The organism is Hathewaya histolytica, assembly GCF_901482605.1.
In the GTDB taxonomy this organism is placed as follows: Bacteria; Bacillota; Clostridia; order Clostridiales; family Clostridiaceae; genus Hathewaya; species Hathewaya histolytica.
Map to the genome: position 1 here is coordinate 2,519,063 of NZ_LR590481.1, position 17,736 is coordinate 2,536,798.

General features: G+C 29.6%; 18 protein-coding genes. 5 read left to right on the top strand and 13 right to left on the bottom strand.

The annotated features are described in order from the left end of the window. Nucleotides 1–50 precede the first annotated feature (50 nt). Nucleotides 51–1,145, bottom strand: coding sequence for a hypothetical protein (locus tag FGL08_RS12185; protein WP_138211035.1), 1,095 nt, complete (start codon nucleotides 1,143–1,145; stop codon nucleotides 51–53). A 142-nt stretch (nucleotides 1,146–1,287) separates the two neighbouring features. On the opposite strand from FGL08_RS12185, the gene FGL08_RS12190 reads away from it, so the two are divergent. Together FGL08_RS12190 and FGL08_RS12195 are read left to right on the top strand one after the other, a co-directional pair. Beyond that, complete coding sequence (locus tag FGL08_RS12190; protein ID WP_138211036.1) at nucleotides 1,288–2,349, top strand: YkvI family membrane protein; 1,062 nt, start codon at nucleotides 1,288–1,290, stop codon at nucleotides 2,347–2,349. A 76-nt stretch (nucleotides 2,350–2,425) separates the two neighbouring features. Then, nucleotides 2,426–3,331, top strand: coding sequence for a radical SAM protein (locus FGL08_RS12195; RefSeq protein WP_138211037.1), 906 nt, complete (start codon nucleotides 2,426–2,428; stop codon nucleotides 3,329–3,331). 33 nt (nucleotides 3,332–3,364) lie between these two features. Here the strand turns inward: FGL08_RS12195 and FGL08_RS12200 are convergent, their stop codons facing one another. Continuing rightward, nucleotides 3,365–4,015: a phosphatase PAP2 family protein gene (locus FGL08_RS12200; RefSeq protein ID WP_138211038.1), complete on the bottom strand. Its 651-nt coding sequence runs from the start codon at nucleotides 4,013–4,015 to the stop codon at nucleotides 3,365–3,367. Nucleotides 4,016–4,106: 91 nt separating this feature from the next. Next, entirely contained in the window at nucleotides 4,107–5,903 is a 1,797-nt protein-coding gene (locus FGL08_RS12205) for a heme NO-binding domain-containing protein (RefSeq protein WP_138211039.1), read from the bottom strand. A 146-nt stretch (nucleotides 5,904–6,049) separates the two neighbouring features. Between FGL08_RS12205 and FGL08_RS13620 the strand changes: the two genes are divergently transcribed. The 3 genes from FGL08_RS13620 to FGL08_RS12220 are packed head-to-tail and all read left to right on the top strand — an operon-like array spanning nucleotide 6,050 to nucleotide 7,194. After that, complete coding sequence (locus FGL08_RS13620) at nucleotides 6,050–6,280, top strand: spore coat associated protein CotJA (RefSeq protein ID WP_243117983.1); 231 nt, start codon at nucleotides 6,050–6,052, stop codon at nucleotides 6,278–6,280. Between the two features lie 19 nt (nucleotides 6,281–6,299). After that, nucleotides 6,300–6,584 carry a spore coat protein CotJB gene (locus FGL08_RS12215; RefSeq protein ID WP_138211040.1) on the top strand — a complete coding sequence of 95 codons (285 nt, stop codon included), beginning with the start codon at nucleotides 6,300–6,302 and terminating at the stop codon, nucleotides 6,582–6,584. 37 nt (nucleotides 6,585–6,621) lie between these two features. Next, nucleotides 6,622–7,194, top strand: coding sequence for a manganese catalase family protein (locus FGL08_RS12220; RefSeq protein ID WP_138211041.1), 573 nt, complete (start codon nucleotides 6,622–6,624; stop codon nucleotides 7,192–7,194). Between the two features lie 56 nt (nucleotides 7,195–7,250). Here FGL08_RS12220 and FGL08_RS12225 read toward each other — a convergent pair whose 3' ends face one another. The 10 genes from FGL08_RS12225 to FGL08_RS12270 form a co-directional block, all read right to left on the bottom strand. Beyond that, a complete protein-coding gene (locus FGL08_RS12225) occupies nucleotides 7,251–8,591 on the bottom strand; it encodes a peptidoglycan-binding domain-containing protein (RefSeq protein WP_138211042.1) in 1,341 nt (446 codons plus the stop codon). A gap of 96 nt (nucleotides 8,592–8,687) precedes the next feature. Further along, nucleotides 8,688–12,242: a S8 family peptidase gene (locus FGL08_RS12230; protein WP_243117984.1), complete on the bottom strand. Its 3,555-nt coding sequence runs from the start codon at nucleotides 12,240–12,242 to the stop codon at nucleotides 8,688–8,690. Nucleotides 12,243–12,337: 95 nt separating this feature from the next. Further along, entirely contained in the window at nucleotides 12,338–13,006 is a 669-nt protein-coding gene (locus tag FGL08_RS12235; RefSeq protein WP_138211043.1) for a LexA family transcriptional regulator, read from the bottom strand. 26 nt (nucleotides 13,007–13,032) lie between these two features. Then, a complete protein-coding gene (locus FGL08_RS12240; RefSeq protein ID WP_243117985.1) occupies nucleotides 13,033–13,422 on the bottom strand; it encodes a DUF3783 domain-containing protein in 390 nt (129 codons plus the stop codon). Nucleotides 13,423–13,435: 13 nt separating this feature from the next. Continuing rightward, nucleotides 13,436–13,957: a peptidylprolyl isomerase gene (locus FGL08_RS12245; protein WP_138211045.1), complete on the bottom strand. Its 522-nt coding sequence runs from the start codon at nucleotides 13,955–13,957 to the stop codon at nucleotides 13,436–13,438. Between the two features lie 143 nt (nucleotides 13,958–14,100). Continuing rightward, on the bottom strand, nucleotides 14,101–14,280 hold the full coding sequence (locus tag FGL08_RS12250; protein ID WP_138211046.1) for a hypothetical protein: 180 nt from the start codon (nucleotides 14,278–14,280) through the stop codon (nucleotides 14,101–14,103). 175 nt (nucleotides 14,281–14,455) lie between these two features. Next, nucleotides 14,456–14,917, bottom strand: a complete 462-nt coding sequence (locus FGL08_RS12255; protein ID WP_138211047.1) for a hypothetical protein — start codon at nucleotides 14,915–14,917, stop codon at nucleotides 14,456–14,458. Between the two features lie 128 nt (nucleotides 14,918–15,045). Beyond that, complete coding sequence (gene murI / locus FGL08_RS12260) at nucleotides 15,046–15,819, bottom strand: glutamate racemase (protein ID WP_138211048.1); 774 nt, start codon at nucleotides 15,817–15,819, stop codon at nucleotides 15,046–15,048. 244 nt (nucleotides 15,820–16,063) lie between these two features. Continuing rightward, a complete protein-coding gene (locus FGL08_RS12265) occupies nucleotides 16,064–16,906 on the bottom strand; it encodes a hypothetical protein (protein ID WP_138211049.1) in 843 nt (280 codons plus the stop codon). 13 nt (nucleotides 16,907–16,919) lie between these two features. Next, a complete protein-coding gene (locus tag FGL08_RS12270; RefSeq protein WP_138211050.1) occupies nucleotides 16,920–17,735 on the bottom strand; it encodes a hypothetical protein in 816 nt (271 codons plus the stop codon). Nucleotide 17,736: the final 1 nt, after the last annotated feature.

Below are 17,736 nucleotides of genomic sequence, written 5' to 3' on the forward strand. Positions count from 1 at the left end.
AATTTTAGTTTATTAACAAAAAAGATAACTTTGCGTTATCTTTTTTAAAACTATAATTTACTTATCTTAAGTTCTTTTAAATCCACCTTATATTTACCAGGAATGGATGTCTCAACATCCTTTACCCCTTCTCTTTTTTTAATTTTAAAATTTAAAGATTCTTTATTAAAGGAATCAAATAATATGTCAACCTTATCTATAGGAAAAGCTTCTTTAAAACCTATAGGAAGAATATCTCCGTTACCAGTCCTATATAGACGTATAGCTTTTCCACCATCTTTTTCATACTGACATACTAATGTTTCTCCATCTTCAGAGAAAACCATAAAATCAAGTTTACAACCTTTTAGTATATCCAGTGATACTATCTCTTTTCCAATTGGTTTCTCCTTAACTCCTGTTGTATTTTTATTCTCATCTTGACCTTGAGTTTTTTCACCCCCCCCTGACTCCCCACCTTCTTGTCCCTGAGTAGCTACACTATCCTCTATACTTATAACTCCTAAGTAAGGGTTTTCTCCACTAGTGCTTATAGCTATTTTTTCTCCAGAATACGAAAACTGCATAGCACCAAAATTACTTTTACTTACAGAAATTTTACTAATATTCCCCGCATCATCCTTAGGGAAATAATAATTTGGAATAGTTTCCATCTCGGTTATCAAATCTGTCTTCACATTATTTTTGTTTTTTTGCCTTATTTGATGAGCCTTTGGAAATCCCTCTTTTTCTGGTGAATAGTCTATTTTTGATATTTTGTACTCAACACCCTCTTTTACAACTTTAATAGTATAATTATCCAAAAACGCTTGTGGTGATTTAGGTTTTGATCTAACTACCTTCATTTCAATTAGTGCACTTTTTCCTACTTCACTTATATTTTCTATACTGTATCCCTTCACATCCAATTCATTATTCTTAAGTTCTTTTGTATTCTCATATAATTCTTTTGTAAAAAGTTTTTTTGCATTGTTATAGTCAGTATTACTCAAATACCTCATATAGTTTTCTACAATAACTAATCCTGATTTAATATTAAACTCATTACTTTCTATTGCTTTTTCTTTCTTAACTTTAGCACAACCAATTAAAGTGAGGTTTAGAATTAAGATACTAACTAATAAAATTAATCTTTTGTTTTTCACCTCTATCGCTCCTTTTTAAATATTTCTAACTATATTTTTTCCATAAAACAAAATTTAATTAATAAATTCATTATTTTAAGTAACTATTAATATGTATATATAGAAATACATATTTACATATATTTTTAGGGAGGGATTTTTCTTGAAGGAAGCTTTAAAGAAGATATTACAAATTGCTGCTGTATTTATAGGTACTGTAGTAGGTGCAGGCCTTGCATCGGGCCAAGAAATAACTCAATTCTTTACTACATATGGTGCCAAAAGCTTTATTGGCATAATAATTTGCTGCATAGTTTATGTAACAATGTGTCCAATAATATCTAGTATAAGCATTAAATATAATTTAAATTCTTATGATCAACTAATAACTAAGGTAAGTCCAGGATATTTTGGAAAGGCTACTGACTTAACCACTGGGTTCTTCCTTATAAGTAGTTCTGCCATAATACTAGCTGGTAGTGGGGCTCTTCTCCATCAGTATTTTAATATACCAAGATATGTAGGCATAATATTAATGTGTGTTATATCTCTATATACTTTAATGAAAGACACAGAAGGTTTAGTTATTATAAACTCCTTTATCGTTCCCGCACTAATATGTACTCTCTTATTAATATTTTGCTTATATTTAACCTTTTTTAGGGAGTACATATCTTTAGAAAAAATTATGCTTATGAAAACTTATAAAGTAGAAATAATACCCTATCAATGGTTTTTATCCGCATTATTATATGCAGGCTTTAATATTCTTTGCTCTAGTGGTGTTCTTGTTCCTTTAAGTAAGGAAGTTAAGTCAAGAGCACACATGATAAATGGAATCTTGCTAGGTTCCATTATGCTTACTATTCTATCTTTAATTATAAATTTAATGCTATCTCTAAATATACCAAGTATCTTTAAATATGATATTCCACTTTTATATATTGCGAAGCCTTTTGGTAATATAATACAAGGTATCCTTCTATGCGTAATTTGGTGTGAAATGTTTTCTACAGAAGTATCGAATATATATAGCGTTGCTAAAACAATAGAGCAAAAACATGGTTTAGGTTATAAAAAAGCTGCATTCATTATAATGGCTATTGCAATACCTATATCTCAAATAGGTTTTAAAAATTTAATAAAAGTTCTATATCCTGGTTTTGGTGCTATAAGTCTTATATTTATAATTCAATGTACTTTCTTCTATTTTAAAGATAAGTAATTTGCTTTGACAACCTATTATACTCTTGCTAAAATTATTTCAATATGTTTATCCTATTTTAAAGGAATGATTTTATATGAAAAACCATGAATACTTACAACAATGTTCTATGTGCCCTAGAAATTGTAAAGTAAATAGATACTCTCAAAACTTGGGTGTTTGTAGAGCAAGTGATAAAGTTAAAATAGCAAGAGTTTCTCTCCATCATTGGGAAGAACCTCCTATATCCGGAAAAAGTGGTTCTGGAACTATATTTTTTTCTAACTGTAACTTAAAATGTGTGTTTTGCCAAAACCATGAAATAAGTCATAAGGGTCATGGTGAAGAGGTGTCTATAGAAAGGTTAAGTGAAATATTCATAGAGCAGCAGAAAAGGGGTGCTCACAATATAAATCTTGTCACTCCTAGCCACTATGCTCTTCAAATTAAAGAGGCTATAATACTTGCCAAAAACAATGGACTCTCTATCCCAATACTATATAATTCAAATGGATATGAAAACTTAGATACCATTAAAGCCCTAAATGGCTACATCGATGTTTATTTGCCAGATTTAAAATATTATGATGATAAATATGCTCTTAAATATTCTAGTGCACCAATGTATTTCAAAACGGCCTCTGAAGCAATAAAGCTCATGTATTCTCAAGTTGGTCCTATAGAATTTGATGAAAATCGTATGATAAAAAAAGGCGTTGTAATAAGACATTTAATGCTACCTGGTCTTTTATTCGATTCTAAAAAAGTAATTGATTTTATTTTTAAAACTTTTAATCATGATGTATATATAAGTCTTATGAACCAGTATATGCCTATGTATAACGCCTTTCAATTTAAAGAACTTAGTAAACCATTAAATCCTAAAATCTATGATGCATTGATAGATTACTGCGTAGAGTTAGGCATAAAAAATGCCTTTATCCAAGATAGTGGAACGAATTCTGAATCTTTTGTTCCTGAGTTTGACTTAAGAGGTATATAAAAGAGCTTGTACGAAAGTACAAGCTCTTTTATATTATAATTTCTTATGAAAATTAGTTTTTGAAGAAATATAGCATACGGCCAAAGCTAATATAACTCCACCAATTACATCTGGGAAGTAATGCTGCTTTATATATAACGTAGATAATATTATACTTATACCCACTAATGTGCAAATAACCTTAGTTAACTTTGAAAATTTATGTGATACGCACACAAAATAGTTAATTATTACTGTATTTAAAACATGTATGCTGGGAAAACAATTATAGGGATTGTCATTAGAATATATCCACATAACCATTTTACTTAGTATATCAGTATCAACTATTTGAGGTCTTGGTACATGAGTAGGTAGAATAAAGAAAATTACATAGCTTATAAGCATTCCTAAGTTTAAACTTAGAACTGCTCTAAAATATCTTTTTTTATCCAATATACATAAAAGAACTAAAAATATAGCTACATAACCATACCAAGCCACATAAGGTATTATAAATATCTTATTAAATTGTATAATATCATCTATTTTCATTTTTAAAATTAATGTATTTTCTTTTTCACTATTTAAAATTAAATATATAACATTTATTATTGGAACACTAATTAATATGGATATTCTTTTAAGAAAACTTACCCATTCGTTCTTAATCCCTTTTTGAACATTATCTAACTCTACTCTCATATCCACCTAACCCTTTTTGTTTTTAGTAAAAGCATACACTCATTTTACTTTATCATATATGTTTTGTATAGGGATTTAAGATGAATTTAAGTTAAATTTTATAGTTCCTTAAGTCTTCCTTAAAATATTCTGTTATTTTCTTAAACTCATTTACATTAAGTATAAGCTTCTTAATTTCACTGATATAGTTAGTTACATTAGCACTAACTTCTTCTGCAGACGCAGAGTTTTCTTCTGAAATAGCTGCTAATGATTCTACATTTTCATATATAGATGATATAGATTCTGTCTCTTTTCCTAACTCTTTTATAGTGCTTATTATAGTTTCAATTGCAAGACCTATAGAAACATTAGCTTCATAGCTATTATTTTTAACAACTTGCAACCCTTCTGTTTCATTTTCTAATACTTTAAACTGTTCGCCTATCTTATTTACTAACCCATTAACTTCTCCTATAAATTGAATTAAATTTGAATTTATATCTTCAACAGCATCTCTACTTTGTTCTGCAAGCTTTCTAACTTCTTCTGCAACTACTGCGAACCCTCTGCCCTGCTCTCCTGCTCTAGCAGCTTCTATAGATGCATTTAATGCTAGCAGATTTGTTTGCTCTGAAATTTTAGAGACTATGGATACTATACTTGTTATATTTTGGGCTTTATCTTCTAAATTCTTACCTTGATTTCTCAAAATTTTAAAATCTTTTAATGTATTGTTTATCTTTAAGCTAACATTATCTAATCCTTTATAGCTTGAATTTATTTTTCCCAACGCCTTTTCAATCTCTTCTTTATTATTCATCTCATTACTTACAATTCCCTTTAGATGTTCTATATTACCATTTAACACTAAAGTTGTGTTTTCAGTATTCTCCGCCTGTGATACAGCACAATTTGCTAATTGTTCTACTACACCTGAAATTTCTCCTGATGTATGATTCATAGACGTTGAGATTTCCTGTAAACTATTAGCAAATGTATTCATCTCATCTGTCATACCTTTAAAACCTACAAAGTCAGATTGTATAATCTTTTTATGTTTCTTAAGCTTGTTATATAAATGCTCAAAAATGTCTCCAGTAGATATCTCACAATCATCTACATAATTATTCTCGTTGAAGTTATCTATAACTTCTTCAATATCATTTAATGGCCTTGTTATTAAGTATACGGATATTACACTGACTACAGCTCCTATAAGAGCTGACATAATATTACCTATAAGTGTAGATTTAAATATAATATTAGATACTAAAGAAAAAATGAATGTAGGTATTGCTACTTTTATACCTATTCCTCTAACTAAACCTTTGAAAGATAATAGATTATTTATTCTATATTTCTTTATATAGTATATATCTTTAGAAAAAGTTATTTTTAACTTTAAAAAGTCATTCCTTCTCTCTATTTCCTCTGTCTCTATTTTTTCTTTAAAATGTTCTGCAGAACCTTCTAGTAAACCCATAAAATAATCAAACATACCCCTTGAAGAATTATAACTAAAATAAGCTTCCTTGCTTGATATAGGACTTATTTCTAATATAGGTGGCTTCGCCCCCTTAAATTTTTTGGTCATGACAACATGTACATCAAACATAGATTTTAAAAATGAATAAAGATTATCATGCTGAAAAAAAGCTGGAAAATTAGAATAAAAAGATTTCAAATTATCCCTACCTATAACTTTCCACAACTCTGATATAGGCATGTTTTTTTCTTTCGCAATATATTTTATAACTTCTTTAACTTTATTATCATCGATATTTTCCATAGGCGAAAATATCTTTGTTCTACTCCATCCTCCCTTTTCCATGGCGTCACCCACTAAAGACTCCCCATATAGCTCTTTACATGTATTCATCCATGTGGCAACAACTGTTCCTTTCATCTAAGCACCTCCATTTTATTACCTTAATTATATATCGTATTTTATTCCCCTATCTTAATACACCTCCCTTTTAAAACATTATACTCACGATTTTTAATAAAATTCATATCATGATATTGTAAATAATTAATGGAGGTATTGATACGATGGATAATATTGAAATGGATTATTTGGGCGGAATGGATAAAGTTCAGATGGACTGTTGTGGTGAAATGCCTAAAATGAAAAAAACTCATATGATGAAGGGTAAATGCTGTCCAAAACTTAGACTTGCACAAGCCTATGTAATAAGACAACCTTTCACTAAAATATACTGCCCAGATGAGGCTTTAAAAAAGGGAACTATATTCCCAAATCTTTATGATCCCTACAAATAATGTTATAGGAGGTACGTAGATGGATAAGTGTAATATAGATAAATGCAACATTGTTAGTAATATTAGTAGAAAAGATATGATGAAAAAAATTCAAGAAATTTCTTTTATGCTTGTGGATTTAAATTTATATCTAGATAATTTCCCAAATAATGAAAAAGCTCTAATGAAATATAATATGTATTCCCTAGAATTAAAAAAATTGAGAAGGGCCTACGAAAATAAGTATGGTCCATTAGCTAACTTTGGTTTCGCTCCTAGTAAATATCCTTGGAAATGGATTGAAGAGCCTTGGCCTTGGGAATAAATCGTTATAAAACAAAATTACTTGGAGGTATTAATTTATGTGGATTTACGAAAAAAAGACGCAGTTTCCTGTTAAAATAAAAAGTAAAGACTTAAGAATGGCCAAATTCCTAGTAGCCCAATATGGTGGCCCTGACGGAGAATTAAGTGCTGCTATTAGATACTTAAATCAAAGATATACCATGCCAACTGGAAAAGCCAAAGCGCTTTTAACCGATATTGGTACAGAAGAACTAGCTCACGTTGAAATGATAGCATCAATGGTATACCAGTTAACTAGAAATGCAACCCCAGAGGAATTAAAAAAGGCCGGACTCGGAGCACATTATACACAACATGGTCATGCTCTATACCCTTCAGATGCAAACGGTGTTCCTTGGACTGCTGCATATATACAAGCCCATGCAGATCCCATAACTGACTTGCATGAGGATATGGCAGCAGAGCAGAAAGCAAGATCAACTTACGAGCATCTTATGAAATTAACTGATGATGAAGATATTAAAGAAGTTCTTAGATTCTTAAGACAAAGAGAAGTTGTACACTTCCAAAGATTTGGTGAAGCCCTAGTTGACGTTGAAGAGCATAAAAATTGTAAAAAATATTATTAGTAAATAGAAGAGGCTATCCTTTTAATGGATAGCCTCTTCTATTTACTATTTTATTATTATTCCATATCATCTATATATTCAACTTGTGGAAAATCAACTACATTAGCATACGGTCTGTGTGGTGTAAATATATTTTTATGACCTACACTCCCCCTTAGTTCTGCTATTCTAGTAACAGCCACATATACATCTGAAATCTTATACCATGTAGCATAATCTACATTTCCTATTTGAGGTAAATCAAATACCTGTTGAAATTTCTTAACTGCATCTGCAGTAGATTGTCCATATATACCGTCTACCTTTACTTTCGGTATTGCCGGAAAGTTATCTGATATTCTATTTAAATAAGTCTGAACCGTTCTTACAGGTTGACCAGAACTACCAACTTTCAGTATATATCCAGGATATGACATAGGAATACCTGATACTTTTTTAGCAGTTACAAGTTCTATATCTGTTCCATAAAAGTTAGTTAATATTTCATAAGGAGCTTTCCCATCATCACCTAGAAACTTACTTCCCCATTGAGTAAGCCAGCCTGGACACTTAACTTTTACCCCATCACAATATTGTGTAAGTAATGGTTGTTTTGCTCCAAACCTTCTTACATAAGTTGAAAATATCTCATCTACTACCTCGCTTATACTCTCATATATGTTTCTTCCATACATAAATGCATGGTCATAAGCTGTAGAGCTTGTTACATCAAAATTCTTTCCCTTGCCTCTATACCACTCTGTATATATTCTATTTAATGTAAAGGATAGTATGCAGTATACATTTGCTCTAATAGTAGAATTAGACCATGTAGAAAATATCTCACAGGATGCAACATTCTTAACATAATCCTTAAACCTTATAGTATAGTTTGGTGCGGAAGTGTCGTCTGGTAAGCCCTGATGCACTACTACAAATTCCGGTATAACAGGTTCTGGCAATACAACAAACCCACTTGGTGGTGGTGGAAGAGGCTTTTCTGGATTTTCTGGTATTTTAGGTGGAAAATTACCAACCAATCTGTTTGGTTCTATAATTATTATTGCTTCCTCTTGCCTTGTTACACCTGAACCCTGAGCATTAAGGTTACTATTTTGAATGGCAAGTTCCTCTGGAAAAACTTGAACTCCTCTAATAAAAAGAGGATTATATCCAGCCCTTTCAATCCTAACATCATATAAACTATATGGTAATTTATCAGATGGTTTCATCGAATTTTCTAAAGGTGGTGCTGGGAGTTCTATTTCAGAAGTCTCACCAGATACATTTGTGTTAAGTACAGTTTCCTTCGTTACTTCCCCAGCTTCCGGTACCTTTGTTATGGTAACCTTTGCATCTTCAATTGGTGCATAACTATCTCCTTTTAATACTGAAACTCTTAATCTTCCTGAAGCCATAAAATTATCTCCTATAAAAATTACTTCATATATATTATATGAGTAGCTTTTATAATAGTTCTTACTTTAACTTATACATGAACCTTTTTCATAAGCTTAAATTAGCCTGTATAGCTCTTCTGGTATTCTAATTAAAACCTCCCGGTCTTCATAACTCCTATCCAAAGACCTTATACCCTGAAAAACTCCTTCTAAATCTAATTGACCATATCCCCATTCTCTATTTGGATATATATCTCCTGGTCTCTTTCTTGTACCTCTTATCAAATAAGTTTTTATCTTTGTAGAATACATAGTTTTATCTCTTCCATCAACTATACCCCACTGAAGAATAAGTGCAACGGCTCCTGCTAATACAGCACTAGCCACACTCCCTCCAGTTACTTTAGTAGGCGTATTTCCTTTACCCATAGTAGAAACATTTACCCCTCCACTAGCTATATCTGGTTTTATTCTACCATCTCTTGTAAACCCTCTTCCCGAAAAAGCTACCATGGTATTATTGTTCTGGTCATAAACCGATGTTGTTATTATCCTTGCACTAGTACTCGGTATTGTCAGAGTTATATCTGTATCAGGCTTTATAAACCTAGTTTGATCTTTTATTATAGGTCTTTGTGGTATCCATATATTATAAGTTCCATCAACTATAATGTCTCCAATTAATCTAATTAACCATATACCACCTCGTATGTTCTCTATTTTAACTAAAATAAGTTCATCGCCTGATGATTCTTCTGGGAAATAATAAGTTACATTTACACTACTTCCTTCAAATACAAACTGAATCTTCTCTGTTTCTTTTAGTTTTGCTGGTATCTTTTCAATTACCTCACCACTAGGAGATACCAAACCAATAGAAATTTTATCTGGCTTATTACACCAAACTTCAAAAGTTAAATTTCTCTCACTATCATCTACCTTTAATTCTATTGTTTCTATGTCCCCAACTGTCTTTATTTTACCCGAAGCATGTGTACTACTATCTCCTGAATTCCCTGTAGATGTGACTACTGCTATTCCTCGTGTCTTAGAGATTTCATCTATATATCTTTCTAAAATGGAATTCCCATCATGTCCACCCATATTAGTACCTACAGGTATATATATTACCATAGGCTTTTTTAATGATTTTGCTACATTAATTAGATAGCGAATTCCAAGTATTACATCAGTACTATTATAAATAGGGAAATCTACATTAACCACACCTTCCTTTTGAAGTGTACTTCTTTTGGCTGGTTTTAATTTAACCATAACTAATTCACTATCAGGAGCAGCCCCTATATAATTGTTTCTTCCGGCTATTATACTAGCCATATTAGTTCCATGTCCTACTTCATCCCTACTAGGAACAATAGTATACGGATCTTTTCCATCTTTTTTTGCTTTTATAGCTTCATTTATCTTTTCCCTACTATACTCAGTACCATACTGAACATTACTATCTATATTAATAGTTTGGTCCCATATACTTACTATCTTAGTTGTATTATCCTCATAAGTAAAACTTAAGTTTAAGTAATCAATTCCTGTATCCACCATTCCTACTAATACTCCATTCCCTCTTAAATTTAAGAATGGATTTTCATGAAATTTATATATATTTGAAGTTTCTAAAGGTGATATATCATTTAAAGTATAGAAAGTTGTTCTCTCTAAGTAAACTATCTCGGCAACTTCTCGTAACAACCTCTCCTCTTCACCACTCTTAACTGAGATTACAGCATAATTTTCATCTAATATAAATACACAGGCATAATCTTTACCTTGTATGGCTTTCCCTATATCCCCAGAATACTCTACAATATAATTATTAAATTCCTCACTCATATATTCATTAACACATGTTGCTCTACTTAAGACTTTTCTATTCATTCTAGCATTCCCCTCTCTAAACCAAATTTCAAAGGCATTAGAAATGCATAAACTCCCATAACCCCATAATGGATTTGGATATACAACATCATTTCTATCACGTTTTGCACCTTTTAAAAGATAATACTTAAGCCTTTCTCCGTATAAATAAGGATCGTTCCCTTGTACAATTCCCCATTGTGCAAGTAAAGCAATAGCTCCTGTAACTTCTGGTGTTGCCATAGAAGTTCCTGTGCGACTATCAAAACCCCTATTTGGTATTGACGATTCTATATTTTCACCCGGTGCTACAATATCCGGTTTAACTACCGGTAACATTTGTAAATTTCCTCTCCCTGAAAAGCTAGAAATATTATTAGTTATGTTATTATAACTTCCAACAGTAATAGCATTAAATACGGTTCCTGGTATACCTAAAGTATTATATGGAGTTGGATTTAAAAATCTAGTATTTCTATTTAATCCTTCTGAAATTGGTAACCATATATCGTAATTACCCAAAATATAATCTACCTTATTTAAATTTAAATTCCATACTCCAGAAGTTACAAAACCCATGGAATTTTCTAAGATAATTAATATCTCACCATTTATATTAAAAGGTGTTGGCCCTGAATTATATATATAATAATTGTCACTTCCAAGCCTTCCACTATAGTAGTCATTTGTGCTAATATTCATTATGCCACTACTACTTCCCATTGGATTCTTTAATTCTATAGATATATTATCTGTAAAACTTCTATAAAGCTGTAACTTGATTACTCTCTCTTCTCTATCAATACTTATTTGAATGTTATTACTATCTAATATTCTTCCACCAACATGATGTCCTGCATCGCCCTCATTTCCCGCAGCAATAACAAAGCTTATTCTCTCTAAACTATTTATAGTTCTAATATATAACTCTAAAAGACTATTCCCATCATGTGCACCATCATTAGTGCTAAAGCTTAAATTTAATACAAGAGGTAATTTTAGTTCCTTACTTTTATCTATTAAAAACCTTATTCCACGCATTAATTGGGTACTCTTTGAAAAATTCACTTTTCCTTCCCTAGTCATCTTAACCATTGCAATTGAACTTTCATATGCTGGCCCATAATATCTTCTATCTACATTTCCACCTCCACAGGCAATACCTGCTACATGAGTGCCATGTCCCACATCGTCTCTTTGAGTAACTATACTATATGGATCTGGATTTTCAAGTGCTCTATTTATATCAGCTTCATTCCAAATCTTTTCTTGATTCATATCATATATATATTTTATTCTTGTTTTTCCCTCTTTTGTTTTAAAAATAGGGTGTGTATAATCTATGCCTGAATCAATAAATCCCACCAGAATACCCTTGCCAGATAAATTATACATACTCCATACTTGCTCTACACAGGATGACCTGTTGCTTGGTTCAAAACTAGTATATAAAACCTTAGGTAATTCAATATATATAATCTCTGGTATAGTATTTAGGTTCTGTAAATTACTAATAGGAATATTTATTATTCCAAAGCCATATCCTAGATATTCAAAAGTACCACCTAGCTTCTCAACTTGACTTGAAACTACTCTATTGTCTCCATTAATTAAAACTACTAATTCTATTTTTCCTACATCTTCTTTTTCAAACTGTAGTAATTTATTTTTTACTCCCTCAGGTACTCTATTTAGAAGATTCAAAAGTGCTCCTGAATTTGCGATTTTTATCACCTTACAAATTAATATCATATTATAATATGATTTATTTCTTCTTAAGTTACTTTTATTCATCCACCGAAATAACTATATGTTACATTAATTATAATTTTAGACACAAAAATAGCACTAAAATCAAATGATTTTAGTGCTATTTTTAAGTTATATAATTAGAATTCTATTCTAGTCCACAATAACTTTGCTAATATTTTTATATCTTTTTTATTTACTGTTTCTGTATATAGTCTTCCTTCATGACTTATAAGTAAAATCTTATCTTTATCTAAAATCTTTACTTGTCTTGTCACTCTATCATTTCCATGCTCTAGAAAATAAATTCCATTATTTTTAATTTCTGAAGTTATAAAGCAAAATGCTATATCTCCATTATTAATTCTCATGCCAAGCATATTATTATCTTCTATTTTTAAAAACATAACTTTATCTGAGTTATACCCCTCTATCTTATTAGATAAAACGGGCATATGAATAAAATCTAAAGGTTTAAGCATAGAGTAATTATACACAGGCACTTTTTTTATAACAGAACTAAATGCATCATTCCACACATCATTTACTTTATCCAAAGATTTTATAGGTGATTGTTTAGTTGGCTCATCATCCTTAAAACTTTCTTCTATATTACTATAATCATCTTCCATGTCTTCTTTAAAAAGCTTAGAAAGCTTATTTATTAAAGATTCATTTAATATTTTCTTACCAAGTTCTGCATCCTTTATAAAGCCTTCAGAAACACCTAACTTTTTAGCTAAAACCTTTTGAGTTAAATTATGATTTTGTCTTATAGCTAATATTTTACTTCCTATTCTATTTTGCATATATTTCACCTCTAGAATATGTTAACCTACTTATTATTATTCTTTCTAAACCATTCTCTCTCTTCTATAAGATGCTCTAGTAGATATTTAAACTCCCACTCTATAGATGTTGGAGTAATAACTGCTAGTATACATTTTAAATCCTTATCTGATCGTATATCTTTTATTACTTTATTTAACTCGTCTTCATTAAAATTATTAAACAAAATTACCTTTTCATTTTCAAAGGATTTAAAAGTTTCTTCATCTATAGCTGATTCTATAGCCCTATCTTTAATAATATCTTCTAATTTATTTCCTAAAATATTCTTTTCTACATTTTTAAGACTCGCATCATATTTTAAACAAATGCTAGAAAGTTTATTTCTTTTAACTTCATCAAATCCAAAAATAACAACTTCCTTTTTTACACTCACGCCAAACTCTCCTTTAAGAAATTTTCTCTGGCTCTCCGAACTCCTCACCAAAAGTTTCTACTGTAACCTCTTGCATTACTTGATTTTCATATGGTCTATCAGACATATCTCTCTTTGTCATAACCACTTCTTTAGCTACTTCCATACCTTCTATTATTTTACCAAAAGCTGCATAGCTTCCATCTAGATGAGGAGAATTAGATGTCATTATAAAGAACTGACTTCCAGCTGAATTTGGATCCATAGTTCTTGCCATAGACATAACCCCTTCTGTATGCTTTAAATCATTTTTAAAACCATTAGAAGTAAATTCTCCTTTTATAGCATAACCTGGTCCGCCCATTCCAGTTTTCTCTGGGCATCCACCTTGAATCATAAATCCTGGTATTACTCTGTGAAATATTAAACCATTATAATATCCTTTTTCAACTAAATTTATAAAATTCTTAACTGTATTAGGTGCTATTTCTGGATATAACTCACCTTTCATTACTTTACCATTTTCCATTTTTATTGTTACTATTGGATTCTTCATATTATACACTCCCTAAAAAGAATTTTTATACTGTAATTTAAAATAAGTATAACTAACATATCAACATACTATATATACTCTAATTATACCCACATTAATTATAACATAACAATATAAATCACAAAATATGGTACTATGTAGTTTTAATTAAATATCTTACTGTTTTTCGCTTCTAAACTATATTTTTTTGCTTGTCCACCAATAACAAAAGCTTGTGATAGTAAAAATATTAACAAACCTATACTTCCCTCAATAAATAAGCTCATCCCAAAAATAAGGAAACCTAATAAAATAACCTTTTCAAATAACTTAATTTTATCCATGGCAAAAATCCCCCTTTAATTTCCCAGCAAATATATTCTACATATATTTTTAATCCCCTCTTTAATCACTGAATATATATTTGTTTGTATGGAATATATATTCATGTTGGCTTATAAAAAACACTCCTAAAATTTATAATCTTTTAGGAGCATAATAGAATTGCATACATATTGTCTAATATATCTTTACTGTCTGTAATTTAATTGATGCATTAAGTTCTTCTACTTCCTCACAAAGCCTAATTATAAAGTCTCCACCAGGAAGAATTATTGCAAAGTCATTCTCTAAAATTTCTATAACATCGCTGTCAACTACATCCTTTAAATTTATCTCTTTTAGCTCTAGATGCGTTTTATTACTTATATATTCATTTAAATAAATATTCACATTATCCTTTTGTATACAAAACTCTTTATCAAATTTTTCACTAGATAGAACTCTTACCTTATTTATAGATTTATACATACTTTTATTATTATTTATTAAATCAAAACTATGCAGTATATATAATTCATTATTCTCTTCTGGATTGTTTATCACTATATCTTTCACCTTATGTTTTTTCCCTAGTTCAATTTGTTTAAAGCAATTTTCATTTTTATCTATATACTCTCTGGAAAACAAGAACACTTTCATACTTAATCACCTTATTTCTAAAAGTTACTATACTCTAACTTATTCAAAAGCATAAGTATATGTTAACTTATGAACTAAGATAGATATGAACAACTTAAGTTTTGTACTAACTATATAACAGTATTCTTTTATAAATCTAATAACTTTTTACTTAAATCCATAATTTTCTCATCCTCTAATGAATTATATACTTCTACAATACCTTTTTCATTATTTTTAGTTTGTATATCATTTTCTTTTAAAAGTCTTTGAAGTTGTTTTGCTGTCCCTTCTCCTCCATGTATCACAGGTATATCATCTCCTACAACTTTCTTTATGATCTCTTCTACAAAAGGATAATGTGTACATCCTAAAACAATAGCTCCTATATTTTCATATTCATATGTGCTGAGTTTTTCCTTTATGTAATTAAAAACTCTCTCTCCCGCAACTTCTCCTCTTTCCACAAATTCAACTAATTCTGGACATGGCAATGGCTCTATTTCAGTATCTAATTTATATTGTTCATATAAATCCTTAAACTTTTTCTGTGCTAGGGTTACAGGTGTTGCCATTATAACTATCTTTCCATTTCTATCCAACTTTACTGCTGGTTTAACTGCTGGTTCTATACCAACTATGGGAATACTACTATACTTTTCTCTAAGTTCCCTAATAGCTGCACTTGTAGCAGTATTACAAGCTACAACTATAGCTTTCACGTCCTTTGATAACAAAAATTCTATAGCTTTAAATGTCAAATCCTTAACTTCATCAATAGATTTTCTCCCATAAGGAGCATTCTTTGAGTCACCAAAATATATATAATTTTCATTAGGCATTATTTTTAATGCCTCTTTCAACACGCTTATTCCACCTAATCCTGAATCAAAAAAACCTATACTCTTATCTCTTTGTTCCAATTTTTGTTCACCACCATAATTTTTAGGTACTTATTGTATATTTATTATCTTTCAAACCTATAATATATTCTTCTATTATATTTAAAATTTACATATACATTAATTATAATACATCGTATTTAAAATTAAAAATTTATTTCCTAAAGTTTTCAATTTAAATTTAATCCATAAAATACATAAAAATAACTAATAAAATAAAAGGAAGCTATTTAAATGTTTATTTTAATAGCCTCCTTTTATTTTGTTATAAATGTAATTTAAACTTTCTTAAAGTTAACCTATGTGAAATAAACAATGTTGCTACCAAAAGTAAAATCCAATATAAGAATATATATATTAAATTACTTCCCTCCATAAATAAAATTACTCCAATCATATTTAACGGGTTTATATACCTCAAGAAGTTCCATATATATGGAGTAATTATATAAATTATTTCACATATTAACACGTATAATATCCATGGAACGCCAATAACATAAAAAGTGTTTTTAGCAAGGGTTGAAGCTATAATACCTAGAGTGGAAATAACCATTGCAATTATACTAAATATTATCATAACAATAAATATGTATATGTAAGGATTGTTCACATATAATTGTGACGCACATAATGGCGCCATATCATTTTCTATAGCCGCTTTAGTAGGAATGTAATATGGATTTGTAAATAAACTATACAAAAATCCAACTATCTGAAATAAAAAAGTAAAAATAAATGCAGTTAAGGCTACGGCAATGGTTTTATACCTTATATATTTTTTATAACCTATTCTTGTAAGTGAAAATTGAAGAAAATTTGTTTTATAATCTAAAAATAAAGAATCACCAATTAAAATTAATATAATTAAAGGGAAAACCAGTGTCATATAGCTATTACAAGGATTACCCATTACATCTATAAAATTTATAAAACAAGTTCCTCCTTCTAATGCCAATAGTTTGGGATATTGTGGGGTAACAGGTATGTCCGATTTATACATATTTGATATATTTATAAATACAATCATAAAAAGCACAAGTGATATTACCATATTCCAACTAAACAAAGTTCTTTTTAACTCTATTTTTAAGAAACGTTTATTCATAATAAAATACACCTCAACTCTTAAATATGATATCTATATCTTTTTTTCCTACAAGTATTCCTCCTATAAATGAACTCCCTAAAAATACTACTAGATTAAAACTTATATAGCTAATATAGGATTTTATATTGGGATTTATATCAATGGATGATGCATAATGCATAGGTGATAGTTGTCTAGGTATTGATCCCTTATTATATAACATACCTAAAATTATAGTTACGACTATTAATGTTGTATAGCATCTTTTATTATTATTAAAAGCCACACTTATCGTCTGAAATAGTGTACTTATTGCAAGGAAACCAGTAGTTATTATAGTTATTACAATTGCTTGCAAAGTATAAAAAGATCCTTGAAACTCTGATATATTAGGATAATATATAGAACTATATTTACTAAAACTAGGTGTATTTTTAAAAATTATAATGGATAAAATATACCCTTCAAGTGAAAGTAATAATACATATATAAAAACTACTATAGCCAAAGATAGTAGTTTAGATGTCCACCATTTTATCCTTGATTCCGCCCTTGTTAATATCATTAAATCAAAATCATCTTTAATTTCTGCATTATTTTGAGATATTGCAATTAATATCCCTAAAATAATAAACCACTGACAAAAATAAATTAGAGAAAATTCCTTTTCAATACCCCCACATACTCTTAAAACTCCATCTATGTAATTAGGTCTTAACAATTCAGCATTTGAACTACTATAAACCATATATATTGATATTAATATGATTATTTGGATAACTCCTAGTAAATACAAATTTTTCTTTTTTATATATAGATAAAGTTCATTTAATACCAATCCCTTCATA

Bases quoted from the DNA above. Each gene is read 5' to 3' on its own strand.
- FGL08_RS12195 (WP_138211037.1), top strand. From the start codon at position 2,426: ATGAAAAACCATGAATACTTACAACAATGTTCTATGTGCCCTAGAAAT.
- FGL08_RS12200 (WP_138211038.1), bottom strand. From the start codon at position 4,015: ATGAGAGTAGAGTTAGATAATGTTCAAAAAGGGATTAAGAACGAATGG.
- FGL08_RS12205 (WP_138211039.1), bottom strand. From the start codon at position 5,903: ATGAAAGGAACAGTTGTTGCCACATGGATGAATACATGTAAAGAGCTA.
- FGL08_RS13620 (WP_243117983.1), top strand. From the start codon at position 6,050: ATGGATAATATTGAAATGGATTATTTGGGCGGAATGGATAAAGTTCAG.
- FGL08_RS12215 (WP_138211040.1), top strand. From the start codon at position 6,300: ATGGATAAGTGTAATATAGATAAATGCAACATTGTTAGTAATATTAGT.
- FGL08_RS12220 (WP_138211041.1), top strand. From the start codon at position 6,622: ATGTGGATTTACGAAAAAAAGACGCAGTTTCCTGTTAAAATAAAAAGT.
- FGL08_RS12225 (WP_138211042.1), bottom strand. From the start codon at position 8,591: ATGGCTTCAGGAAGATTAAGAGTTTCAGTATTAAAAGGAGATAGTTAT.
- FGL08_RS12230 (WP_243117984.1), bottom strand. From the start codon at position 12,242: ATGAATAAAAGTAACTTAAGAAGAAATAAATCATATTATAATATGATA.
- FGL08_RS12235 (WP_138211043.1), bottom strand. From the start codon at position 13,006: ATGCAAAATAGAATAGGAAGTAAAATATTAGCTATAAGACAAAATCAT.
- FGL08_RS12245 (WP_138211045.1), bottom strand. From the start codon at position 13,957: ATGAAGAATCCAATAGTAACAATAAAAATGGAAAATGGTAAAGTAATG.
- FGL08_RS12250 (WP_138211046.1), bottom strand. From the start codon at position 14,280: ATGGATAAAATTAAGTTATTTGAAAAGGTTATTTTATTAGGTTTCCTT.
- FGL08_RS12255 (WP_138211047.1), bottom strand. From the start codon at position 14,917: ATGAAAGTGTTCTTGTTTTCCAGAGAGTATATAGATAAAAATGAAAAT.
- FGL08_RS12265 (WP_138211049.1), bottom strand. From the start codon at position 16,906: ATGAATAAACGTTTCTTAAAAATAGAGTTAAAAAGAACTTTGTTTAGT.
- FGL08_RS12270 (WP_138211050.1), bottom strand. From the start codon at position 17,735: ATGAAGGGATTGGTATTAAATGAACTTTATCTATATATAAAAAAGAAA.